This is a genomic window from Pandoraea pneumonica, from assembly GCF_902459645.1.
Classification (GTDB): domain Bacteria; phylum Pseudomonadota; class Gammaproteobacteria; order Burkholderiales; family Burkholderiaceae; genus Pandoraea; species Pandoraea pneumonica.
In genome coordinates this window covers 81802-103683 of record NZ_CABPSK010000003.1, presented here as the reverse complement: position 1 = coordinate 103683, position 21882 = coordinate 81802, and the positions used below count along the sequence as shown (strand labels likewise).

The window sequence follows — 21882 nt, the reverse complement described above, 5'->3', positions numbered from 1 at the left end:
TAGCGTCTGATTTCGACGAAATTCCGCTTGAATTCGCTCAATTTCTGCAACCGACAATACGTTTCGAGGAGATTACGATGAGCCAGCCGCCGATTAGTCGTTTTCCTGTGCCGGAGCTCGCGAGCCTGCCGGCGGACATTCGTGCGCGTATCGACGAAGTGCAGGAAAAGGCGGGCTTCATCCCGAACGTGTTTCTCGCGTTGGCACATCGGCCCGACGAATTCCGCGCGTTTTTCGCCTATCACGATGCACTGATGCTTAAAGAGGGCAACCTCAGCAAGGGCGAGCGCGAAATGATCGTGGTGGTGACGAGTGCCGCGAACCAGTGTTTGTACTGCGTGGTTGCGCACGGCGCGCTGGTGCGTATTTATGAAAAGCAGCCGTTGCTGGCCGATCAGGTGGCCGTCAATTACTTGAAGGCCGATCTGAGCCCGCGTCAGAAAGCGATCCTCGCCTACGCGATGAAAGTGTGCGAACGCTCGCACGAGGTGGGCGATCAGGACTACGCCATCCTGCGCGAGTATGGGCTGGACGACGAGGACATCTGGGATATTGCGGCGATCACGGCATTTTTCGGTATGTCCAACCGGATTGCGAATGCGGTGTCGATGCAACCGAACGACGAATTCTTCTTAATGGGGCGCGTACCGCGCACCCGCTAAATCTACTTCTCTCAACTTTCTTCGATACTCATGATCTTCGTGACTGGCGGCGCCGGTTTCATCGGCGCAAACTTCGTTCTCGACTGGCTGGCGCAACATGACGAGCCGGTGGTGACCATCGACAAACTCACCTACGCTGGCAATCTGGCCAATCTGGCGAGTCTTGAGCACGATGCGCGCCATCGTTTCGCGCAGGTCGATATCTGTGATCGCGCAGCACTCGATCGTCTCTATGCCGAACATCGTCCGCGCGCGGTCCTGCATTTCGCGGCAGAAAGCCACGTCGACCGCTCGATTCATGGCCCCGGCGAGTTCGTGCAAACCAATATCGTCGGCACGTTCGCGATGCTCGAAGCTGCCCGCGCCTACTGGGGCTCGCTCGAAGGTGAGGCACGCGATGCGTTCCGCTTCCTGCATGTGTCGACCGACGAGGTGTATGGCTCGCTGAGCCCGACCGACCCGGCGTTCACTGAGACGACGCCGTACGCGCCGAACAGCCCGTATTCGGCATCGAAGGCCGGTTCCGACCATCTGGTGCGTGCTTATCACCACACCTACGGCCTGCCGGTCCTCACGACGAATTGCTCGAACAACTACGGTCCGTACCAATTCCCCGAAAAGCTGATTCCGCTGGTGATCGCCAACGCGCTCGCCGGTAAGCCGCTGCCGATCTACGGCGACGGCAGCAACGTTCGCGACTGGCTGTACGTCGGCGACCATTGCTCGGCCATTCGCGAAGTGCTGTCGAAGGGCACGACGGGCGAGGTGTACAACGTGGGCGGCTGGAACGAGCAGAACAACTTGTCGGTGGTGAAGTACCTGTGCACGCTGCTCGACGAACTCTCGCCGCGTGCCGATGGCAAGTCGTATAGCGATCAGATCACGTTCGTGACGGATCGTCCGGGCCATGACCGCCGCTACGCCATCGACGCGCGCAAGCTTGAGCGCGAGTTGGGCTGGCGTCCGGCCGAGACGTTCGAGACCGGCATGCGCAAGACCGTGCAGTGGTACCTCGCCAATGGCGAATGGGTGCGCCAAGTGCAGTCGGGCGAGTATCAGCGCTGGATCGAAACGCATTATCAAAAATAAGTGTGGGGCACGTATGAGCATCAAACGTAAAGGCATCATCCTCGCCGGCGGTTCCGGCACGCGGCTGTATCCGGCGACGCTCGCCGTGTCGAAGCAGTTGCTGCCGGTGTACGACAAGCCGATGATCTATTACCCGCTCACCACGCTGATGCTGGCGGGTATTCGCGACATTCTGATCATCTCGACCCCGCAAGACACGCCGCGTTTCGAGCAATTGCTCGGCGATGGCAGCCAGTGGGGGCTGAATCTTCAGTACGCTGTGCAACCGTCGCCGGACGGTCTGGCGCAGGCCTTCCTGATCGGTGCCGATTTCATCGGTAACGACCCGTGCGCGTTGGTGCTGGGCGATAACCTGTTCTACGGTCATGACTTTGCCGGGCTGTTGTCGGCAGCGAACGCCCAAACCGAAGGGGCGTCGGTGTTCGCCTATCCGGTGCACGACCCGGAGCGTTACGGTGTGGTGACGTTCGACGACAGCGGCAAAGCGATCGAACTCGTCGAGAAGCCGAAGGAGCCGAAGTCGCGTTACGCGGTGACGGGGCTGTACTTCTGCGATAACAACGTCATCGACATCGCGCGCTCGATCAAGCCTTCGGCCCGCGGCGAGTTGGAAATTACCGACGTCAATAACGAGTACCTGAGGCGCGGCAAGCTGAGCGTGCAGATCATGGGCCGTGGTTATGCGTGGCTCGACACGGGCACGCACGAGTCGATGCTGGAGGCCAGCACGTTCATTCAAACGATTGAAAGCCGGCAGGGCCTGAAAGTGGCTTGCCCGGAAGAGATCGCGTACCGCCGTGGCTGGGTCGATGCCGCTGCCATTGAGAAATTGGCGCAACCGCTGGCGAAGAACGGCTACGGCCAGTACCTCCTCGCGATGTTGCGCGAGCGAGTTTTCTAACATCTCCGAACGCAGAACTGGCCGCAAGGCCAGTTCTCCTTTGGCTTCTGATATCTACCGCTAATCGTTATGCAAGTCACTCCGACCGCCATTCCGGCTGTGTGCGTCATCGAACCCAAGGTCTTTGGCGACTCGCGCGGCCATTTTTTCGAGAGCTTCAACCAGCGTAACTTCAATGATTTGCTGGGCGGCGAGTTCTCGTTCGTGCAAGACAACCAGTCCCGCTCGGCACGCGGTGTTTTGCGCGGCCTGCACTATCAAGTCAAGCAGCCGCAGGGCAAGCTCGTGCGCGTGTTGGAGGGTGAAATTTACGACGTCGCCGTCGACATTCGCCAAGGTTCGCCGACCTTCGGCAAGTGGGTTGCCGAGACATTGAGCGCGGAAAACAAGAAGCAACTGTGGGTTCCGGCGGGCTTTGCGCACGGCTTTGTCGTCGTGTCCGAGTACGCTGAAGTGTTCTACAAGACGACCGACTACTGGGCGCCGCAGTTCGAGCGCTGCATCCGTTGGGACGATCCCTCGCTGGCGATCCCCTGGCCGCTCGAGGGCATCACGCCACTCGTGTCGGACAAGGACAAGCAAGGCATGCTGTTCGCCGACTACAAGCACGAAGACTGAGTCGATGGCTAAGCGGAAAATGAAAACGGCGCTGTTTCAGCGCCGTTTTTGTTTCTGCCGTCAGGTCGGATCAGGTCAGGTCGTAGCGGACGTCTCCCCCGTCACGCGCAGCACTCTCACATGGCGCAGCCCGAAGCGCGCGGCGAGCGCATCGGCGATCGTTTGCGAGGCATATTCGCCGCAGGCATCCGCGTGTAACGCGTTCGTCGCGGACTCATTCAGTCCTTCCACGATCACGTCGGCTTCGAGCCCGTTATTGATGTAGTGCAGCTTCACGTCGTGCAGCGCCAGCGCATTTGCCCGACAAAGCACCTCGGCGGCGGACACCACCGCCGCTCGCGCGGGCCATTGCTGCAAAGCGGTGCCTTTTGTGTCGCTCTCCGGGTCGACGTGGACCAGCACGTCGAGAATCTGCGGCACGTTCATGACGGCCGCGCGCGCCTGTTCTGCGATGTAGTGACCTTCCGAGACCGACAGCCGTGCGTCGACGAGCACATGCACGTCCACCACGATTTCGTCGCCCATGCGTCGCGTGCGCAGCATGTCGATGGCGCGCACGCCCGGGGTTTCCAACAAGTGCTGGCGAATCGTGACCATCGTGGCGTCGTCCACCCCGCGATCGATCAGGTCTTGCAGCGCATTCCAGCCGAACTTCCATCCGGTGCGCCCGATCATCAGACCCACCAGGGCAGCAGCGAGCGGGTCGAGCAGTCGGTAGCCCGCCAGATTGCCCAGAATGCCGCACGCGACGACGAGCGACGACAAGGCATCGGAGCGCGCGTGCCATGCATTCGCCACCAGCATCGCCGAACGCACGCGCTGCGCCGCGCGCAGCATGTAGCGGAACAGACCTTCCTTGCAGACCAGCACGAGCACTGCCACGCCGAGCGCAATCGCGTGCACTTCCGGAATCTCTTCCGGGTGCAGCAGCCGCTCGATGCCTCGCCACAGCATGCCAGCCCCCACCACCAGCAAAATGGCGCCGAGAAAGAGCGACGCGGCGTTTTCGTAGCGGTTATGACCGTAGGGGTGATCCGCGTCGGGTGCACGGGCACTGCCGCGTGCGGCGGCCAGCACGACGAAGTCGGAAACGATGTCGGAGAGCGAGTGAATCCCGTCGGCGATCAACGCTTGCGAGCGCGCAAAAATGCCGATGACGATCTGCGCCGTGGTGAGCACGACATTGACCCAGATACTGACCCAGGTCGAATGTCGCGCGACCGCGTGTTTGTCGAGCGCCTCGCTGGATGCCGCAAGATTGTCGTAGTTGGAGTAGGGCATGGGAGACGAGGCGCGCGAGGGTGCTTACATCAGAATGATGTCGTACTGCTCTTGATGGAACGACGACTCCACCTGCAACGAAATCGGCTTGCCGATGAAGTCGATGAGCATAGCAAGGTGTTGTGACTCTTCTTCGAGGAACAGATCGACCACTTCCTGCGAGGCGATCAGACGGAATTCGCGCGGATTGAACTGACGCGACTCGCGCAGAATTTCACGCAGGATGTCGTAGCACAGCGTGCGCGGCGTCTTCACCTGCCCCTTGCCCTGACACACCGCGCAGGGCTCGCACAGCACGTGCGCGAGCGATTCGCGCGTGCGCTTGCGCGTCATTTCCACCAGCCCCAGTTGCGAGAAGCCGTTCACGGTGATGCGCGTGCGATCGCGTGCCAGTGCCTTCTTCAACTCGGCGAGTACGGAGTCGCGATGGTCGGCGCTCTCCATGTCGATGAAGTCGATGATGATGATGCCGCCCAGATTGCGCAGGCGCAGTTGGCGCGCGATCATCAGCGCGGCTTCGAGGTTCGTCTTGAAGATCGTGTCGTCGAAGTTGCGCGCACCGACGTAGCCGCCGGTGTTCACGTCGATGGTCGTCATCGCTTCGGTCTGGTCGATCATCAGGTAGCCGCCCGACTTCAGATCGACGCGCCGCGAGAGCGCCCGTTCGATTTCCGTCTCGACGTTATACAGATCGAACAGCGGGCGCTCGCCGGTGTAATGCGTGAGCTTGCTCAGCACGGCGGGCGTGTAGATAGCGGCGAATTCGGCCAGCTTCTGGAAGGTTTCGCGCGAGTCGACCAGAATCTTGCCGGTTTCTTCGTGCACGAAATCCCGCAGCACGCGCTGCGCCAGATTCAAATCCTGATACAGCAGCGCCGGTGCGGGCACGCGCGTGCTTTGCTCGCCGATGGTTTGCCACGACTTGCGCAAATAGGCGATGTCGTTGGCCAGTTCAGCGTCGGCGGCGTCTTCGGCGATGGTGCGCACGATGAAGCCGCCCTTTTCGTCGGCCGGCACCAGCGACTGAATCTTGCTGCGCAGCGCTTCACGCTCGGCTTCGCTTTCGATGCGTTGCGAGATACCGATATGCGGCTCTTGCGGCAGATACACCAGCGTGCGCCCAGCGATGCTGACCTGCGTGGACAGGCGCGCACCCTTCGTGCCGATGGGGTCTTTGATGACCTGCACCATCAGCGTTTGGCCTTCGAAAACGGTCTTCTCGATCGGCGGTTGCGGGTGCGGCACCGACGTGTCGTTGCTCGTGCGCGGATGCCAGATGTCGGCCACGTGCAGGAACGCGGCGCGCTCCAGCCCGATATCGATGAAGGCCGACTGCATGCCGGGCAGCACGCGCACGACTTTGCCCAGATAGATGTTGCCCACGAGGCCGCGCGAGAGCGTGCGCTCGATGTGCAGTTCTTGCACCGCGCCAATTTGCATGAGCGCGACGCGCGTCTCTTGCGGCGTGATGTTGACCAGAATGTCTTCGTTCATAAAGTGTCGACCAGACTCGAAATTCTTAGGAATTCGGTACGCGTCAGAAGTCGACGCCCGCTTGACGCAGCAGCGCAGCGGTTTCGCATAGCGGCAGGCCCATGATGCCGGAATAGCTGCCGTCGATGCGCATCACAAATTCGGCGGCCTTGCCTTGAATACCGTAAGCACCGGCTTTGCCCATGGCTTCGCCCGACGCGACGTAACGCTCGATTTCCTCCGTGCGCAGCGGCCGGAACCAGACATGCGAGATATTGACGGCCTGACGAATCTGGTCGCCGGTACACACCGCCACGGCGGTCAGCACGCGGTGACGCGTGCCCGAGAGCCGCGAGAGCACGGCCCGCGCGTCGGCATCGTCGAAGGGTTTGCCGAGAATGGTGCCGTCGAGGCACACAGTGGTATCCGCGGCGAGAATCGGGGCATCGGGCAGACCGGCGCGCTTGAGCCGGGCAATGGCCGCTTCCGCCTTGGCACGGGTGACGCGCTGGACATAGTTGTCGGGCGGCTCACCGGGCAGGACGGCTTCGAGCGCTTCAGCGTCTTCGTCGGCGGAGGGCAGCAGCAGTTCGAAACGCACACCGAGCTGGTGCAGCAATTCCTGACGGCGGGGACTTTGCGAAGCGAGATAGATATACGGCATGGGCGGCTTGGCTTGAAATCGTCCAGCCCGGCGCTCGAAGGGATATTCGGGCTGCACCGGGCCGCTTGGTAGGCTGGGCGAAGGGAACGCGCCCTATTATGCCGCCTTGCGCCCACGCCCGCCAGTTTCAGCGGGGGGGCGCCGGGGTTTCAGGCATCCGCGAGGAAATCTGCGCCGATTAGGTCGATGCGATCGGTGCAGATGGCATCTACACCCCAAGCCGCGAGCTCACGCGCGCGTTCGGGGTCGTTGACGGTATAGACGAGCATTTGCAGACCGGCCGCCTTGATTTCAGCGACCTGCGGGCCGTCGAGATGCTTATGGCTGGCGTGCAGCGACACGGTGCCAAGCGCCTTCGCGTCGTCACGCCAATGCGCCGGCACGGCTTCGTACAGCATGCCGCGCGGCAGCGCAGGCGCCGCCTTAGCGGCGGCTTCCAGCGCTTCGTAAGAGAACGACGAGAGCAGCGGCGGCAGGGCATGGGCGGGCCACAGCGCCTGTACGGCGAGCGCGACGAGCGTGCCCGTCTCCACTTCGCGCCCCGGGCACGGCTTGATCTCCACATTGGCCGCGAGCCCCAGCGCGTGACAACGCTCGGCGACCTGCGCCAGCGTCGGCATGACTTCCCCGGCGAAGCGCGCGTCGAACCACGACCCGGCGTCGAGCTTGGCGATCTCGGCGTAGGTCATCTGCGCGGCAGCGCCGTGGCCGTTGCTGGTGCGATCGACCGTGTCGTCGTGCAGCAAAAACACGACGTTATCCGCCGAGAGCTTGGCGTCGAACTCGACCATTTGCAGGCCGAGCGAGGCGCCGGTTTCGAAGGCTGCCAGCGTGTTCTCCGGGGCCAGCTTGCCGCCGCCCCGGTGAGAGACGATGCGCGGGTACGGCCACGCGCGCCACAAATGAGAAGACGTTGCACTATCACTCATGCTTCGACTCGCTTACCGGTGGAGGGATCGAACAGATGCAGTGCCTTTGCCGAAATGGCCAACGGCACCACCGTGCCTGCCGCCGGACGCAACTCGTGCGGCAAACGCACGGTGATGTGTTGATCGCCCCAGCGGCCGTGCGCCAGATTGTCGGCACCGAGCAGTTCGAGCTGATCGACGAGGATGCTGGTTTGCGCCGCGAACGCGCCGATGCCGTTCGGTTGCTCCGCCGGAATGAGATGCTCCGGACGCACGCCGAGCACCAGTTCGCGGTTGGCGTGCGCCATGCTCGTCGGCGGCAGACGCAGCGACGGGCCGCCGCCATCCACTTGGAACGAACGGCCTTCCGAATCCACGCGGCCCTTGAGCAGGTTCATCGCGGGCGAGCCCATGAAGCTGGCGACGAACAGCGAAGCCGGGCGCTCGTACACATCCGACGGCGTGCCGATCTGCTCGGCGTAACCCTTGTTCATCACGATCACGCGATCGGCGAGCGTCATAGCTTCGACTTGATCGTGCGTGACGTACAGGCTCGTGGTCTTCAGGCGTTTATGCAGACGCTGAATTTCTAGACGCATTTGCACGCGCAGTTTCGCGTCGAGGTTGGAGAGCGGTTCGTCGAACAGGAACACGGCGGGTTCGCGCACGATGGCGCGGCCCATGGCCACGCGCTGACGCTGGCCGCCCGAGAGCTCACGCGGCTTGCGCGCGAGCAGCGGTTCGAGTTCGAGAATCTTCGCTGCGGCAAGCACGCGCTCCTCGATGGACTTCTTGTCGATGCCTCGAATCTTCAGGCCGTACGACATGTTCTGACGCACATCCATATGCGGATACAGCGCGTAGTTCTGGAACACCATCGCAATGTTGCGATCCTTCGGTTCCAGCTTGTTCACCACTTGCGAGCCGATCAGGATGCTGCCTTCGCTCACCGACTCCAGGCCGGCCACCATGCGCAGCAGGGTCGACTTGCCGCAGCCCGAGGGACCGACGATCACCACGAATTCGCCGTCCTGGATGTCGATGTCGACACCGTGCAGGATGTAGTTCGTCTGGTCGTAGGTTTTCTTAACGCTATGGAGTTTGAGATTTGCCATGATTACTTTTCCGAATCGACCAGACCGCGCACGAACCAACGCTGCATGAGCAGCACCACGGCAAGCGGCGGGAGCATTGCGAGCAGCGTGGCGCTCATCACGAGCTGCCACTGCGTGGCCGTGTCCCCGCTGCCGATCATGCTCTTGATGCCCACGACCGCCGTCGTCATCGACGGGGCGTTGGTCACGAGAATCGGCCACAGGTACTGATTCCAGCCATAGATGAAGGTGATGACGAAGAGCGCTGCGATGTTCGTCTTCGAGAGCGGCAGCACCACGTCGATGAAGAAGCGCATCGGGCCGGCGCCATCGATGCGCGCGGCTTCCACGAGTTCGTCGGGCAATGTCATGAAGAACTGCCGGAACAGGAACGTGGCAGTGGCCGACGCGATGAGCGGCACCGTCAAGCCCACATAACTATTGATGAGCCCGAGGCTGGAGATGACTTGCACCGTCGGGAAAATGCGCACTTCGACCGGCAGCATTAGCGTGACGAAGATCAGCCAGAAGAACAGGTTGCGCAACGGGAAGCGGAAATACACGATGGCGAAGGCCGACAGGATCGACACCGAGATCTTGCCGATCGTGATAACCAGCGCCATGAGCAGGCTGTTGCCGAGCATCAGGCCGAACGGCATCGCCGAATCGCCCGTGCCCCGGCCCCACACCGTTGCGAGATTCTCGAACAAGTGCGAGCTCGGAACGAGCGACAGAGGCACGTTAAAGATTTCGCGCTCGTTCATCGTGGCGGCGACGAACGCCACGTAGAGCGGAAAGACCACCAACAACACGCCGATGATCAGCATGACGTGGCAGAAGATATCTAGGCCGCGACGGTTCTCGATCATGCGTATTGCACCTTGCGTTCGATGAAGCGGAACTGCACGACCGTGAGCACGATGACGATTGCCATGAGCACCACCGATTGCGCCGCCGAGCTACCGAGGTCGAGCCCCTTGAAGCCTTCCGAGTAGATCTTGTAGATGAGCGTCATGGTCGACTGGCCGGGGCCACCGCCCGTGGCTGCATCGATCACCGGGAAGGTGTCGAAGAACGAGTACACGAGATTCACCACGAGCAGGAAGAACGTGGTCGGCGAGATCAACGGCAGCACCAGCCCGAAGAACCGGCGCACCGGACCGGCACCGTCAATCGCCGCGGCTTCCACCAGCGAGCGCGGAATGGCCTGCAAACCGGCGTAGAAGAACAGGAAGTTATAGCTGATTTGCTTCCAGATCGAGGCCAACACGACGAGGAACATCGCCTGACCGCCGTTGAGCGCATGGTTCCATTCGACGCCGAGCTTGCCCAGCCCGTAGGTCACCAGACCGATACTCGGGTTGAACAAAAACGCCCACAGCACGGCAGCAATGGCGGGGGCCACCGCATACGGCCAGATGAGCAGCGTCTGATAGGCGCGCTTGCCGCGCGTCACGCGATCGGCCATGGCCGCGAGCAGCAGCGAGATGACCAGCCCGCAAACGGTGACCAGTCCGCTGAAGATCATCGTGGTGCGGAACGACGCGAGGTAGAGCGGATCGCTCCAGAGCGCCGTGAAGTTGTCGAAGCCCACGAACTGGCTGGAGAGCCCGAACGCGTCCTGCGTCGATGTGGATTGCCAGAGGGCCTCGCCCGCGGGCCACAGAAAGAACACGACGGTAATGAGGAGCTGCGGAGCGACGAGCGCGTAGGGCAGCCAGCCGGTACCGAAGCGAGGGCGTTCTCTTGAGTTGTGCGCCATAACGAATAGAACCAATGAAAAAAACGCCAACCCGGCCCGCGTGGGCGGGCCGGGTGGCGTCATTGTAACGTCACGGTCACATTGGCCGATGCACGAATCGCTCGTACATCAGCGGCTGCGACGTGTGCGGGGTAGCGCTTAGCTTCCCGACTTTTCGAAGCGGCGCAGCAGGTCGTCGCCACGGGCCACCGCCTTATCCAGCGCGGCCTTCGGCGTTTGCTTGCCGCTCCACACGCCTTCGAGTTCTTCGTCGATCACCGTGCGGATCTGCGGCATATTGCCCAGACGCAGGCCACGCGTGAACGGCAGAGGCGGCTTGTTGAGCATCTGCTTGATGGCCATGTCGGCGCCGGGGTTCTTCGCGTAGAAGCCTTGCTTCTCGGTCAGTTCGTAAGCGGCCTTCGTCACCGGCAGGTAGCCGGTGTCTTGGTGCCACTTCGCGGCGACGGCCGGCGAGGCGAGGTAGTTCAGGAACTTGGCCACGCCCTTGTATTCGGCAGACGACTTGCCCGCGAGCACCCACAGGCTGGCGCCACCGATGATGGCGTTCTGCGGTGCACCCTTCACGTCGGCGTCGTACGGCATCATGCCCACGCCGTAGCTGAACTTGGCGTACTTGGCGATGTTGGCGAGCGCACCCGAAGTGGTCATCGCGATACCGCAGTCGCCGCTGTAGAACTTCGAGGTCACTTCATCCTTGCGGCCCACATACGTGAACGTGCCTTCCTTGGCCATGTCGGCGAGGAACTGGATGTGCTTGGTTTGTTGCGGGCCGTTGAAGACCAGCTTGGCGTCAAGACCGTCGAAGCCGTTGTTCTTCGTGGCGAACGGCAGGGCGTGCCATGCGCTGTAGTTCTCGAGCTGCGTCCAGCTTTGCCAGCCCATCGTGAAACCGCACGACAGACCCGCGGCCTTGAGCTTGGTGGCGTCGGCCTTCACGTCGGCCCACGTCTTGGGCGGGGTGTTCGGATCGAGGCCGGCCTTCTTGAAGGCGTCCTTGTTGTAGTACAGCACCGGGGTCGAGCTATTGAACGGCATCGACACCAGATGGTTGGTCTTGCTGTCGGCGTAGTAGCTGGCCACCGTCGGCACGAACGCGGCTTCGTCGAACGGCTCGCCGGCGTCCTTCATCACTTGCCACACCGGCTTCACGGCCTTCTGGGCCTGCATCATCGTGGCGGTGCCCACTTCGTACACCTGGAGAATGGCGGGTGCATTGCCAGCACGGAACGCGGCGATGCCTGCGGCCAGGCCCTGCTCGTAGTTGCCCTTGTAGATCGGGACAATCTTGTAATCGCTTTGCGAGGCGTTGAAGTCGTTGGCGATCTGGTTGACGCGCTCGCCGAGTGCCGATTCCATCGAGTGCCAGAACTGGATCTCGGTGGCGGCCAATGCCGACGTGCTCATGGTGAGCGCCAGGGCCGCACCGACGCCAGCCAGGGCGAACGTGCGCAAAGAAGGTTGCTTCATGCCAATCTCCGGGGGTTCACGAGAAGTCTTGTCTGTTCGCGGTGCGAACGGTTATAGCGCCGCGTAGACTACCACGCCATCGTGTTTTTTCCACCCGCAGTGCAGCACAGGTTGTTGTATGGCGGCGTCTGGCGGGGCATTGACAGATTTTTGGATTTCACCTGCCCGCAAGGCTCGCGAGCAATGGTTGAAGCGCCACGCAACGCGCCGTTGCACTGCACAAGGCGTTGTGACTTATTTCTGACTTATTTGCCGGGAGGACGTCACCTTGCGTACAACCTTGCGGGCGGCATCGCATTGCACGATGACATCCGCAACACAGGCAAGGGACGTAAATCAGACGCGATGGTAGGGGTGATTGGCGTTGATGCTCCACGCGCGGTAGAGCTGTTCGGCGAGGAGCACGCGCACCATACCGTGCGGCAGCGTGAGGCTGGACAAGCGGATGAGCGTGTCGGCGCGCGATTTGAGGGCCGGGTCTAACCCGTCGGCACCACCGATCACGAAGGCCACGTCGCGGCCGTCTTGCTGCCAGGTGGTGAGCGACTGCGCGAGACGCATCGTGGTGAGGTCGGTGCCGCGCTCGTCCAGACAGATCAGACGGCAGCCGCGCGGCAGTGCCGCGTCGATGCGCTGCGCCTCGGCGGCCATGACCGTCTCGGCCGTGCGGGAGTTGGAGCGTTGCTCCGGCTTGATTTCCTTGAGTTCGATGCGCAGCTCGGGGGGCATGCGCTTCGCGTACTCGGCAAAGGCGGTCTCGATCCAGCCGGGCATTTTGTGCCCGACCGCGAGAATGAACAGACGCATGACCGTGCAGCCGTCGACGAGACTTACTTGGTTGCCTTGCGGCGCGCCGGGGCCTTGGCTTCGGCCGGGGCGTCTTCTTCGTCTTCCGCGTCGTCTTCAGCGCTGGCCTTCACGCCGGCTTTGGTCCCGGCGGCCTTGAGGCGCACGGGCTTCTCGCCCCAGATCTCTTCGAGGTTGTAGTACTGGCGCAGGGCCGGCTGCATGATGTGCACGATGGCGTCGCCCGTGTCGACCAGCACCCATTCGCCCACATCTTCGCCTTCCATGCTGATGATGTCGCCACCGGCGGCCTTGACCTTGTCGCGCACGCTGGCGGCGAGGGCCTTGGTTTGGCGGTTGGACGTACCGCTGGCGATGATCACGCGCTCGAACAGGGCGGTGAGGTGCTCGGTGTTGTACACCTTGATGTCTTGGGCCTTGACGTCTTCGAGGGCGTCGACGATAAGGCGCTGAAGTTTGCGAATATCCATAGTGCGTTGTCTTGGTGAAACGGGGCGATCAGGGGGCGCCGTACGACGGGCCGCAAGGGCTCGTCAGGCGCGATACAGGTGTTGCGCGCGAATGTACTGCCAAACGGGTTCGGGCAGGTTTTCAGGCCGTGAGACTGCGTCTGACGCATGCGCCAGCGCGGCGCGCAACTCGGTGGCGGAGATGTCGACGGCTAGGGAGTCGTCGATCAGGATGCCGCCGCATGGCGTGGATTGTACCCCGAGCGCGGACTTTTCCCTTTCAGTGAAGACTTGGCGCAACGGTGCCGAGGCGGTCTCGCGGCTAAAACCGGGGCGGGCGGCCGCGCAGACGTGGGCGTAATCGAACAGTTCGCGCCACGCGTGCCAGGTGTCGAGGCGCACCAGTTGGTCCGAGCCGATCAGTAACGATAACGAGGCTTCGGGGCCGTAATCGGCGCGAAGCTCGCGTAACGTGTCGACGGTGTAGCTCGGGCCGGCGCGCTCGATTTCACGTGTACTCACGATCAGTTGCGTGGCCGGGCAGGTACGGTGCAGTTCCTCGGCCAGCAGTTCGCTAGCCAGCCGGGTCATCGCGAGACGGTGCACCGCAGGCGTGCTGCCTTGCTTTTGCGGCTGCTGGCCCGCGGGCATGAGCAGCAATTCGTCGAGCGCGAGCGTGCGGGCAAAGAGCGCGCCCAGCGCCAGATGGCCGGTATGAATCGGGTCGAACGTGCCGCCGAGCACGCCGATGCGCTTGGGGCGGCCGGGGTGGCTGGTGTGGCCAGCGGCAGGAGAAGTGACGGTCATGCGTGGGCTGCCTTTACACCCACTCGCGACGTACGAGGAAGTCGGTATAGAGCTTCGCTTCCGGCGTATCCGGTTCTGGCTTCCAGTCGTAGTGCCACTTCACGACCGGCGGCATCGACATCAGGATCGACTCGGTGCGCCCGCCCGATTGCAGGCCGAAGTGCGTGCCACGGTCCCAGACCAGATTGAATTCGACGTAACGGCCACGGCGATGCGCCTGAAAGTCGCGTTCGCGCTCGCCATACGGCATGCCGCGGCGGCGCTCGACGATCGGCACATAGGCGTCGAGGAACGCGTCGCCCACGCTTTGCATCACGGCGAAACCGGTCTCGAAGCCACCGCCCGAGAAATCGTCGAAGAAGATGCCACCGATGCCGCGCGGCTCCTGCCGGTGTTTCAGATAGAAGTACTCGTCGCACCACGCCTTGAAGCGCGGGTACCAATCGGTGCCGAACGGATCGAGGGCGTCCTTGCACGTCTGGTGGAAGTGCTGACAGTCTTCTTCGAAGGGATAGTACGGGGTGAGATCCATGCCGCCGCCGAACCAGAACGCCGGGGCTTCGCCGGGCGCAGTCGCGATCAGAATGCGCACATTGAAGTGCACGGTCGGGCAGTACGGATTACGCGGATGGAGAACCAGCGAGACGCCGAGGGCTTCGAAACCGCGCCCAGCCAGTTCGGGTCGGGAGGCGCTGGCCGAGCCGGGCAGCTTGTCGCCTACCACGTGGGAGAAGTTCACACCGCCGCGCTCGAAGAAGTCGCCGTCGTCGAGCACTCGCGTGCGGCCGTCGCCGCGCAGCGCGCCATCGGCCGGGCGTTGCCAGTCGTCGGCGAGGAAGCGCTTGCCGTCGAGCCGTTCCAGCGTTTCGACAATTCGGTCTTGCAGACCGAGCAAATAAGTTCGCACTGCGCCGGTATCCGGCATCTGAGCGTCGTCGTGCGCTGTCGTGCTCGCGGTCATCCTTCTACGTCCCGTTGCTTGGTAATACCCGGATTGTACCGGCTGACGGGCGTTCAGGGGCGTCAGGTACCGCTTTCGACCGCTCATGGGGCGGCGGATTCGCCGCCCGAATGATCGGTATCAAGAGGTTGTTATGACTTTCGGTATTTTCGGGACGTTCAGGGCGCCGGGGCATTCGGGCGCGCACCGGCTGGCGCCGCATTGCCCGTGCCGATGATCGGCGCTGCGGCGCTGGCGGTGCCGCCACCCACGTCGGCCGGCGGCGGCATGAGGATCTGGCGCGGTGCGGGCACCGGCCAATGCGCCGCGCCGCCCACTTCCGCAATGGCCCGGTTGGTATCGAAATACACCTGCCAATAGTCGCGGTTATGGCAATACGGGCGCACCGCGAGCACCGGCCCGGCCGGGGTGAACTCCAGAATCTCGACGTCCACGGCGGGCGTGCTCGTCACATTCGGAATTTGGGCGATGCGGGCCTTGAGGCGTGCCACGGCGTCCTGCACGTCGACGGTGTGGGCAAGCTGCGCCTTCAGCTCGACGCGTCGGAAGGCGTTGGCGTCGTACACCGTGATGTTGTCGCTGAACACCTTCGTGTTGCCCACGTACACGCGCAGATTGTCGGGGGTGGTCATGGTCGTCACGAACAGGCCGATTTCATCGACCACGCCGGTCACACCGCCTGCGCTGATCATGTCGCCCGTCTTGAACGGGCGCAGCACGATCAAGAAGATGCCGGAGGCGAAATTCGACAGCAGCCCCGACCAGGCCGCGCCGATGGCGATACCGGCGGCCGCGAGCAGGGCAGCGAACGAGGTCGTCTCGATGCCGCACACGCTCAGGATGGTGAGCACCAAAGCGATGCGCAGGGCGATGCGCAGCGACGATTCGGTGTAGCGCACGAGCGTGGGATCGATGGCGCGCCGGGTCATGGCGGCACGCACGAGCCGGGCGGCCAAATTGATGACGAGGCCGCCGATGATCCAGATGACGACGGCCATCAGAATCTTCAGTCCGAACGGCACCAGATAATCGTTGACCAGCTTGTTGAGGTCGAACATATGCGTCTCCGTCGAGCTAGGGATCTGTCGGGAAAACTGCTGGGTTCCGCCGGGCTGGCCGGATGGGGGGCTACCGGTGTGCAGGCTGCGCAGTCCACGCAGGCCGCGAATTTGCGGACGCCATCGTTGAACTACGCAGGTTGCGCCGCTGCCAGCGTGCCAAGTTGCCATTCGCTTGTCAATCGTGGCGAGATGACGCGTTGGACGCCGTTGTCACGTCCGGCGGGCAGGGGAGGGGCTGAAACGACAACGGCCCGGACAACTTATCGTCGTCCGGGCCGCTGATTAAGCCGCTAGCTAAGCGACTAGCGCAGCGAAGCTATGCGATCACGCCGTGCCGTCCGGCTTGCGCGCGAGGGCGCGGTTGCCGATGTCGTGGCGATATTGCATGCCGTCGAAGCTGATCTGATTGACCATCTGGTACGCCACGCTTTGCGCACCGCGCACGGTATCCGACAGGCCGACCACGCACAGCACGCGCCCGCCGGTGACCGTCAGCACGTCGTTTTCCAACTGCGTACCGGCGTGGAACGTCACGCAATCGCTCGTCTCGGCGGGAATCTCCGAGATACGGTCGCCCTTGCGCGGGGTCTCCGGATAGCCGTGAGCGGCGAGCACCACGCCCAGCGCATAGCGGCGATCCCAGTCGAGTTCCACCTTATCGAGCGTGCCGGCAATCGCGTGCTCGACCACCACCGAGAAGTCGCCCTTCAGGCGCGCCATGATCGGCTGCGTCTCGGGGTCGCCCATACGGCAGTTGAATTCGAGCGTCTTGATGTTGCCTTGTGCGTCGATCATCAGACCGGCATAAAGGAAGCCCGTATAGCGAATGCCGTCGGTTTCCATGCCGCGCACGGTCGGCAGAATGATCTCGCGCATCACGCGGGCGTGAATTTGCGGCGTGACGATCGGCGCGGGCGAGTAAGCGCCCATGCCGCCCGTGTTCGGGCCCTGATCGTTGTCGAGCAAACGCTTGTGATCTTGCGACGTGGCCAGCGGCAGCACATTCTTGCCGTCGACCATGACGATGAAGCTGGCTTCTTCGCCTTGCAGGAATTCCTCGATCACCACGCGCGCACCGGCGTCGCCCAGCTTGTTGTCCGCCAGCATGGCGTCCACGGCGCTGTGGGCTTCTTCGAGCGACATCGCAACGACCACGCCCTTGCCAGCAGCCAGACCATCGGCTTTGATGACGATCGGCGCGCCCTTGGCGTCGATGTAGGCGTGGGCGCGGGCGGCGTCCGAGAAGGTTTCGTAATCGGCGGTCGGAATGCCGTGGCGCTTCATGAACGCTTTGGCGAAGTCCTTCGACGATTCGAGTTGAGCCGCTTCGCGCGTCGGGCCGAAGACCTTCAGGCCGCGAGCACGGAAGATGTTGACGATACCGGCGGCGAGCGGCGCTTCGGGCCCAACCACGGTGAGGGCGATGCCTTCACGAATGGCGAACTCGGCGAGCACGTTCGGATCGCTGATCGGGACATTGCGCAGGCGCTCGTCGAGCGCCGTGCCGCCGTTACCCGGGGCGACGTAGACCAATTGGATGCGCGGGGATTGCGCAAGCTTCCACGCCAGGGCGTGTTCGCGGCCACCCGAGCCGACAACCAGAATCTTCATGCTTGTTTATTCCTCGATGACGGCGTTGGTAAAGACTTCCTGCACGTCGTCGAGGTTTTCGAGCGCGTCGAGCAGCTTTTGCATCTTCACGGCGTCGTCGCCGGTGAAGACCACTTCGGTTTGCGGTTTCATCGTGACTTCCGCGACTTCGGCCTTCAGACCAGCGGCTTCGAGCTGGGTCTTGACCGACTGGAAGTCGTTGGGCGGGCAGATCACTTCGAAGCTGCCGTCGTCGTTGGTGATGACGTCGTCGGCACCGGCGTCCAGCGCCACTTCCATGAGCTTGTCTTCCGGCGTTTCCGGCGAGAACAGGAACTGGCCGCAGTGCGTGAACAGGAAGGCCACCGAGCCGTCGGTGCCCATGTTGCCGCCGAACTTCGAGAAGGCGTGACGCACTTCCGCGACGGTACGCACGCGGTTGTCGGTCATCGTGTCGACGATCACGGCCGCGCCGTTGATGCCATAGCCTTCGTAGCGAATTTCTTCGTAGTTCGCGCCGTCCAGACCGCCCACGCCGCGATCGATCGCGCGCTTGACGTTGTCCTTCGGCATGTTGGCGTCGGCCGCCTTTTCCACGGCCAGACGCAGGCGCGGGTTGCTGTCGGCGTCACCGCCGCCCAGACGCGCCGCCACGGTGATTTCCTTGATCAGGCGTGTCCAGACTTTACCGCGCTTGGCATCCGCCGCCGCTTTCTTGTGTTTGATGTTGGCCCATTTGCTATGACCCGCCATGAAATTCTCCGTCGTGCCGCACTGCGGCTAAGTATGCTGCCGGCCGCCGCAGTCCCGCGTGGCCAAGCTCTGAAACGGGAGCGCCCGCCACCGTGGGCAGCGGGCGCTTGACAGGTGGGCCCCCAGCCGAGACGGCCCGGGCGGCAACCTGCCGCTATAATCGGAGGCAATTTTATCATGCCGCCGCACCGTGCCACGGGTGTTTGCTGCGCCGTGTCACGACCCGCGCCGTTGTCTACTGCCGAGGTCGCTCATGCCCAAGAAGCCCGCGCCGCCGCAAGCGTCGCCGTCCCCCGCCTCTCCTTCGAACGACTCGCTGGTCATCGCCCGTAACACCGAACACCTGCTCGGGTTGCTGCCCGCCATGGGCAACCGCCACGGCCTGATCACCGGCGCCACCGGCACCGGCAAGACCGTCACGCTGCAAGTCATCGCGCAGGCGTTCTCGGATATCGGCGTGCCGGTCTTTCTTGCCGACGTGAAGGGCGACCTGACCGGCATCACCCAGCCGGGCGTCGAAACCCCCAAGCTCAAAGAGCGCATTGCCAATCTGGGCTTCGAGACGCCCGACTGGCACGGCAGCCCCGCCACCTTATGGGATGTGTTCGGCGAACAGGGGCACCCGGTGCGCGCGACCGTCTCCGATCTCGGGCCGCTGCTGCTGGCACGCCTGCTGGGGCTGAACGAGACGCAGACCGGCGTGCTCAACCTTGTATTCAAGATTGCCGACGACAACGGCCTGTTGCTGCTCGACAGCAAAGACCTGCGCGCGATGCTTCAGCACGTGGGCGATAACGCGTCGAGCTTCACCACGCAGTACGGCAATATCTCGGCCGCGTCGGTCGGCGCGATCCAGCGCGGGCTGTTGGCGCTGGAGCAGCAGGGGGCCGACAAGTTCTTCGGCGAGCCGATGCTCAACATCGACGACTTCATGCAGACGGACGCGCAAGGGCGCGGCATCGTCAACATCCTCGCGGCCGACAAACTGCTGACCGCACCGCGCATCTACGGCACGTTCCTGCTGTGGCTGCTGGCGGAATTGTTCGAGCGGCTGCCTGAAGTGGGCGATCCCGATAAGCCGAAGCTGGTGTTCTTCTTCGACGAGGCGCATCTGCTCTTCAACGAGGCGCCGAAAGCGTTGCTTGAGCGCATCGAGCAAATGGTTCGCCTGATTCGTTCGAAGGGTGTCGGCGTGTATTTCGTCACGCAGAATCCGGTCGACGTGCCCGACACGGTGCTTGGTCAGTTGGGCAACCGCGTGCAGCATGCGCTGCGGGCGTATTCCCCGCGCGATCAGAAGGCGGTGAAGGTGGCCGCACAGACGATGCGCGCGAACCCGTCGCTGGATATCGAGAAAGTGATTGGCGAGCTAGGCGTCGGTGAGGCGCTGGTGTCGTTGCTCGACGAGAAGGGCCGCCCGGCGATTACCGAGCGGGCGTACATCGCGCCGCCGGCGTCGCGCATTGGGCCGATTACGCCGCAGGAGCGGCAGGCGTTGATGGCGAGCTCGCTAGTGGCGGGGGTGTATGAAACCGCCGTCGATCGCGAATCCGCTTACGAAAAGCTGGTCGGCCGGACACAGGACAAGCAATCGGATGCCGCTGGCGCCCCGGCGAGCGGTGAGGCGTCCGGGGGCGGACTGCTCGACGCGGTGAAAGATTCGCTCGGCGGTTTGCTCGGGGGGAGCAGTGGCGGTACTGGGGCGCGCGGCACCAGCCGCAAAGACACCCCGATCGACGCCATGGTCAAGAGCACGGCACGCACGATCGGCAGTCAGTTGGGCCGCGAGATCGTCCGGGGTGTACTCGGTAGCATTTTCGGTGGGAATCGCCGCCGATAGCTCGGTCATACGTCATACCCGGATCACGCATCACGCACGACAACAATAACAATGAAGGAGTCTGCGCTTCCCGATGTCTCTGAAATCGTCGCTTGAGCCGGTGCGTACCGGCGTCGCTCACGATCCGCTGTGGCTGCGCGCCGCACCGTTGATCTTCCTGTTTCTGTGGTCGGTCGGCTTTACCGTCGCCAAAATCGGGCTGGCTTACGCCGATCCGCTCACGTTCCTCGCGCTGCGTTACGGATTCGTGCTGGTGGTCCTCGCGCCGCTAGCGATCGTGATGCGCCCGCCTTTGCCGAAGACTGCCGCCGCGTGGGGCCATCTCATCGTCATCGGCCTGCTGATACAAGCGTTGTACTTCAGCATGACGTACCTGGCGCTGCGCCTTGGCGTCTCGGCGGGCAGTGTGGCGTTGATTACGTCGCTGCAACCGATTCTCGTCGCGCTGGCCGTGCCGCATTTGGTCGGCGAGCGTGTGAGCGGCATGAACTGGATCGGTCTGGGGCTGGGCTTGGCGGGGGCGGCGCTGGTGATCGTGGCGCGCTCGGCGGTGGAGGCGACGTCGTCGCTGGGCTTGCTGCTCACGTTTATCGCACTGGGCGCGATTACCTGCGGCACGTTGTACGAGAAGCGCTTCGGCGTCGGGCAGCACCCGATTACGTCGAATCTCGTGCAATACGCCGTCGGCTTTGCGGCCACGTTGCCGCTCGCGTGGTGGCTCGAACCGATGCATGTCACGTGGAATTGGCAGCTCGGGCTCTCGCTCGTCTACCTTGTCATCGGCAACTCGATCGTAGCCATCTCGCTGTTGCTCGCCATGATCCGGCGCGGCGAAGCGTCGCGCGTCTCAGCGCTGTTCTTCCTCGTGCCGCCCGCGGCCGCGCTCGCGGCGTGGGTCATGGTCGGTGAGCACATGCCGCCGCTGGCGTGGGGCGGCATGGTGCTCGCGGCCATCGGGGTGGCGATGGCCACGCGCCGTAAGCGTCGTTAGGCGCGTTGATCCTTCATCGCAAACTCAGTTTTTCGTGCCGAACAGACGGTCGCCTGCATCGCCCAGACCCGGGATGATGTAGGCGTGATCGTCCAGGCGCTCGTCGAGCGACGCCACGTAGAGCTTCACGCCCGGATGCGCGTCGTGCAGCACCTTCACACCTTCGGGCGCGGCCACGAGCGCGAGGAACGCGATGTTCTCTTCTTCCACGCCGCGCTTGCGCAGCACGTCCACCGCGTGCACGGCCGAGTAGCCCGTGGCCACCATCGGATCGCACAGAATGAAGCGGCGGTCGGTCACATCGGGCAGGCGCACCAGATATTCCACCGGACGATGTTGTTCGTCGCGATACACGCCGATATGGCCCACGCGGGCCGAGGGCACCAGATCGAGCAGCCCGTCGCTCATGCCGACGCCTGCGCGCAGCACCGGCACGATGGCCAGTTTCTTACCGGCGATGACGGGGGCGTCCATGGTGACCATGGGCGTGTCGATGCGCTCGGTCGTGAGCGGCAGGTCGCGCGTGATTTCATAGCCCATGAGCAAGGTGATCTCGCGCAGCAGGCCGCGGAACGTGCGCGTCGAGGTTTCCTTGTCGCGCATGTGCGAGAGCTTGTGCTGGATCAGCGGGTGATCGCAGATATAGAGATTCGGGAAGCGATTGTCTTGTTTCATGGCAGCATTCTGAGGCAGGGCCGGTG

At 63.2% G+C, this 21882-nt stretch carries 22 protein-coding genes; 6 read left to right on the top strand and 16 right to left on the bottom strand.

What is annotated here, in order from left to right:
• Window positions 1-77: 77 nt before the first annotated feature.
• From PPN31114_RS15990 to rfbC, 4 genes are all read left to right on the top strand, one after another.
• Window positions 78-662: a peroxidase-related enzyme gene (locus PPN31114_RS15990; RefSeq protein ID WP_150680530.1), complete on the top strand. Its 585-nt coding sequence runs from the start codon at window positions 78-80 to the stop codon at window positions 660-662.
• 30 nt (window positions 663-692) lie between these two features.
• Window positions 693-1751, top strand: coding sequence for a dTDP-glucose 4,6-dehydratase (rfbB, locus tag PPN31114_RS15985; RefSeq protein WP_150680529.1), 1059 nt, complete (start codon window positions 693-695; stop codon window positions 1749-1751).
• A gap of 19 nt (window positions 1752-1770) precedes the next feature.
• Window positions 1771-2652 carry a glucose-1-phosphate thymidylyltransferase RfbA gene (gene rfbA / locus PPN31114_RS15980; protein WP_150681085.1) on the top strand — a complete coding sequence of 294 codons (882 nt, stop codon included), beginning with the start codon at window positions 1771-1773 and terminating at the stop codon, window positions 2650-2652.
• Between the two features lie 69 nt (window positions 2653-2721).
• On the top strand, window positions 2722-3270 hold the full coding sequence (rfbC, locus tag PPN31114_RS15975; protein WP_150680528.1) for a dTDP-4-dehydrorhamnose 3,5-epimerase: 549 nt from the start codon (window positions 2722-2724) through the stop codon (window positions 3268-3270).
• 75 nt (window positions 3271-3345) lie between these two features.
• Here the strand turns inward: rfbC and PPN31114_RS15970 are convergent, their stop codons facing one another.
• From PPN31114_RS15970 to PPN31114_RS15900, 15 genes are all read right to left on the bottom strand, one after another.
• Window positions 3346-4551 carry a cation diffusion facilitator family transporter gene (locus tag PPN31114_RS15970; RefSeq protein WP_150680527.1) on the bottom strand — a complete coding sequence of 402 codons (1206 nt, stop codon included), beginning with the start codon at window positions 4549-4551 and terminating at the stop codon, window positions 3346-3348.
• A 24-nt stretch (window positions 4552-4575) separates the two neighbouring features.
• Window positions 4576-6045 carry a ribonuclease G gene (rng, locus tag PPN31114_RS15965; RefSeq protein ID WP_150680526.1) on the bottom strand — a complete coding sequence of 490 codons (1470 nt, stop codon included), beginning with the start codon at window positions 6043-6045 and terminating at the stop codon, window positions 4576-4578.
• 43 nt (window positions 6046-6088) lie between these two features.
• Window positions 6089-6688 carry a Maf family protein gene (locus PPN31114_RS15960; protein WP_150680525.1) on the bottom strand — a complete coding sequence of 200 codons (600 nt, stop codon included), beginning with the start codon at window positions 6686-6688 and terminating at the stop codon, window positions 6089-6091.
• Between the two features lie 149 nt (window positions 6689-6837).
• The gene (ugpQ, locus tag PPN31114_RS15955; RefSeq protein WP_150680524.1) at window positions 6838-7617 is read right to left on the bottom strand and encodes a glycerophosphodiester phosphodiesterase; all 780 of its coding nucleotides are present in this window, start codon (window positions 7615-7617) and stop codon (window positions 6838-6840) included.
• Window positions 7614-8711, bottom strand: a complete 1098-nt coding sequence (locus PPN31114_RS15950) for a sn-glycerol-3-phosphate import ATP-binding protein UgpC (protein ID WP_150680523.1) — start codon at window positions 8709-8711, stop codon at window positions 7614-7616. The genes ugpQ and PPN31114_RS15950 overlap by 4 nt, the downstream gene beginning before the upstream one ends.
• Window positions 8712-8713: 2 nt before the next feature.
• Complete coding sequence (gene ugpE / locus PPN31114_RS15945; protein ID WP_150680522.1) at window positions 8714-9559, bottom strand: sn-glycerol-3-phosphate ABC transporter permease UgpE; 846 nt, start codon at window positions 9557-9559, stop codon at window positions 8714-8716.
• Window positions 9556-10452, bottom strand: coding sequence for a sn-glycerol-3-phosphate ABC transporter permease UgpA (gene ugpA / locus PPN31114_RS15940; protein WP_150680521.1), 897 nt, complete (start codon window positions 10450-10452; stop codon window positions 9556-9558). The genes ugpE and ugpA overlap by 4 nt, the downstream gene beginning before the upstream one ends.
• Before the next feature lie 138 nt (window positions 10453-10590).
• Window positions 10591-11922 carry a sn-glycerol-3-phosphate ABC transporter substrate-binding protein UgpB gene (ugpB, locus tag PPN31114_RS15935; protein ID WP_150680520.1) on the bottom strand — a complete coding sequence of 444 codons (1332 nt, stop codon included), beginning with the start codon at window positions 11920-11922 and terminating at the stop codon, window positions 10591-10593.
• Window positions 11923-12258: 336 nt separating this feature from the next.
• Window positions 12259-12729: a 23S rRNA (pseudouridine(1915)-N(3))-methyltransferase RlmH gene (gene rlmH / locus PPN31114_RS15930; protein ID WP_150680519.1), complete on the bottom strand. Its 471-nt coding sequence runs from the start codon at window positions 12727-12729 to the stop codon at window positions 12259-12261.
• 23 nt (window positions 12730-12752) lie between these two features.
• Window positions 12753-13199 carry a ribosome silencing factor gene (gene rsfS, locus PPN31114_RS15925; RefSeq protein WP_150680518.1) on the bottom strand — a complete coding sequence of 149 codons (447 nt, stop codon included), beginning with the start codon at window positions 13197-13199 and terminating at the stop codon, window positions 12753-12755.
• Window positions 13200-13262: 63 nt separating this feature from the next.
• Window positions 13263-13985: a nicotinate-nucleotide adenylyltransferase gene (locus PPN31114_RS15920; protein WP_150680517.1), complete on the bottom strand. Its 723-nt coding sequence runs from the start codon at window positions 13983-13985 to the stop codon at window positions 13263-13265.
• Window positions 13986-13998: 13 nt separating this feature from the next.
• Window positions 13999-14910 (bottom strand): oxygen-dependent coproporphyrinogen oxidase, encoded by a 912-nt coding sequence (hemF, locus tag PPN31114_RS15915; protein WP_150681084.1) that lies wholly within the window; start codon window positions 14908-14910, stop codon window positions 13999-14001.
• Window positions 14911-15104: 194 nt separating this feature from the next.
• Window positions 15105-16004, bottom strand: a complete 900-nt coding sequence (locus PPN31114_RS15910; RefSeq protein WP_246182594.1) for a mechanosensitive ion channel family protein — start codon at window positions 16002-16004, stop codon at window positions 15105-15107.
• Between the two features lie 327 nt (window positions 16005-16331).
• On the bottom strand, window positions 16332-17618 hold the full coding sequence (purD, locus tag PPN31114_RS15905) for a phosphoribosylamine--glycine ligase (protein WP_150680516.1): 1287 nt from the start codon (window positions 17616-17618) through the stop codon (window positions 16332-16334).
• 6 nt (window positions 17619-17624) lie between these two features.
• Entirely contained in the window at window positions 17625-18350 is a 726-nt protein-coding gene (locus PPN31114_RS15900) for a YebC/PmpR family DNA-binding transcriptional regulator (RefSeq protein WP_150680515.1), read from the bottom strand.
• A gap of 253 nt (window positions 18351-18603) precedes the next feature.
• On the opposite strand from PPN31114_RS15900, the gene PPN31114_RS15895 reads away from it, so the two are divergent.
• Both PPN31114_RS15895 and PPN31114_RS15890 read left to right on the top strand, forming a co-directional pair.
• Complete coding sequence (locus PPN31114_RS15895; protein WP_150680514.1) at window positions 18604-20190, top strand: helicase HerA-like C-terminal domain-containing protein; 1587 nt, start codon at window positions 18604-18606, stop codon at window positions 20188-20190.
• 73 nt (window positions 20191-20263) lie between these two features.
• The gene (locus PPN31114_RS15890; protein ID WP_150680513.1) at window positions 20264-21181 is read left to right on the top strand and encodes a DMT family transporter; all 918 of its coding nucleotides are present in this window, start codon (window positions 20264-20266) and stop codon (window positions 21179-21181) included.
• 24 nt (window positions 21182-21205) lie between these two features.
• On the opposite strand, the gene upp is transcribed toward PPN31114_RS15890, so the two are convergent.
• Window positions 21206-21856 (bottom strand): uracil phosphoribosyltransferase, encoded by a 651-nt coding sequence (upp, locus tag PPN31114_RS15885; protein ID WP_150680512.1) that lies wholly within the window; start codon window positions 21854-21856, stop codon window positions 21206-21208.
• Between the last annotated feature and the right edge of the window lie 26 nt (window positions 21857-21882).

Bases quoted from the DNA above. Each gene is read 5' to 3' on its own strand.
- PPN31114_RS15890 (WP_150680513.1), top strand. From the start codon at position 20,264: ATGTCTCTGAAATCGTCGCTTGAGCCGGTGCGTACCGGCGTCGCTCAC.
- rng (WP_150680526.1), bottom strand. From the start codon at position 6,045: ATGAACGAAGACATTCTGGTCAACATCACGCCGCAAGAGACGCGCGTC.
- PPN31114_RS15970 (WP_150680527.1), bottom strand. From the start codon at position 4,551: ATGCCCTACTCCAACTACGACAATCTTGCGGCATCCAGCGAGGCGCTC.
- rfbB (WP_150680529.1), top strand. From the start codon at position 693: ATGATCTTCGTGACTGGCGGCGCCGGTTTCATCGGCGCAAACTTCGTT.
- PPN31114_RS15990 (WP_150680530.1), top strand. From the start codon at position 78: ATGAGCCAGCCGCCGATTAGTCGTTTTCCTGTGCCGGAGCTCGCGAGC.
- PPN31114_RS15900 (WP_150680515.1), bottom strand. From the start codon at position 18,350: ATGGCGGGTCATAGCAAATGGGCCAACATCAAACACAAGAAAGCGGCG.
- PPN31114_RS15910 (WP_246182594.1), bottom strand. From the start codon at position 16,004: ATGTTCGACCTCAACAAGCTGGTCAACGATTATCTGGTGCCGTTCGGA.
- PPN31114_RS15895 (WP_150680514.1), top strand. From the start codon at position 18,604: ATGCCCAAGAAGCCCGCGCCGCCGCAAGCGTCGCCGTCCCCCGCCTCT.
- ugpQ (WP_150680524.1), bottom strand. From the start codon at position 7,617: ATGAGTGATAGTGCAACGTCTTCTCATTTGTGGCGCGCGTGGCCGTAC.
- rlmH (WP_150680519.1), bottom strand. From the start codon at position 12,729: ATGCGTCTGTTCATTCTCGCGGTCGGGCACAAAATGCCCGGCTGGATC.
- ugpA (WP_150680521.1), bottom strand. From the start codon at position 10,452: ATGGCGCACAACTCAAGAGAACGCCCTCGCTTCGGTACCGGCTGGCTG.
- PPN31114_RS15950 (WP_150680523.1), bottom strand. From the start codon at position 8,711: ATGGCAAATCTCAAACTCCATAGCGTTAAGAAAACCTACGACCAGACG.
- hemF (WP_150681084.1), bottom strand. From the start codon at position 14,910: ATGCCGGATACCGGCGCAGTGCGAACTTATTTGCTCGGTCTGCAAGAC.
- ugpE (WP_150680522.1), bottom strand. From the start codon at position 9,559: ATGATCGAGAACCGTCGCGGCCTAGATATCTTCTGCCACGTCATGCTG.
- rsfS (WP_150680518.1), bottom strand. From the start codon at position 13,199: ATGGATATTCGCAAACTTCAGCGCCTTATCGTCGACGCCCTCGAAGAC.
- purD (WP_150680516.1), bottom strand. From the start codon at position 17,618: ATGAAGATTCTGGTTGTCGGCTCGGGTGGCCGCGAACACGCCCTGGCG.
- PPN31114_RS15960 (WP_150680525.1), bottom strand. From the start codon at position 6,688: ATGCCGTATATCTATCTCGCTTCGCAAAGTCCCCGCCGTCAGGAATTG.
- rfbC (WP_150680528.1), top strand. From the start codon at position 2,722: ATGCAAGTCACTCCGACCGCCATTCCGGCTGTGTGCGTCATCGAACCC.
- ugpB (WP_150680520.1), bottom strand. From the start codon at position 11,922: ATGAAGCAACCTTCTTTGCGCACGTTCGCCCTGGCTGGCGTCGGTGCG.
- PPN31114_RS15920 (WP_150680517.1), bottom strand. From the start codon at position 13,985: ATGACCGTCACTTCTCCTGCCGCTGGCCACACCAGCCACCCCGGCCGC.
- upp (WP_150680512.1), bottom strand. From the start codon at position 21,856: ATGAAACAAGACAATCGCTTCCCGAATCTCTATATCTGCGATCACCCG.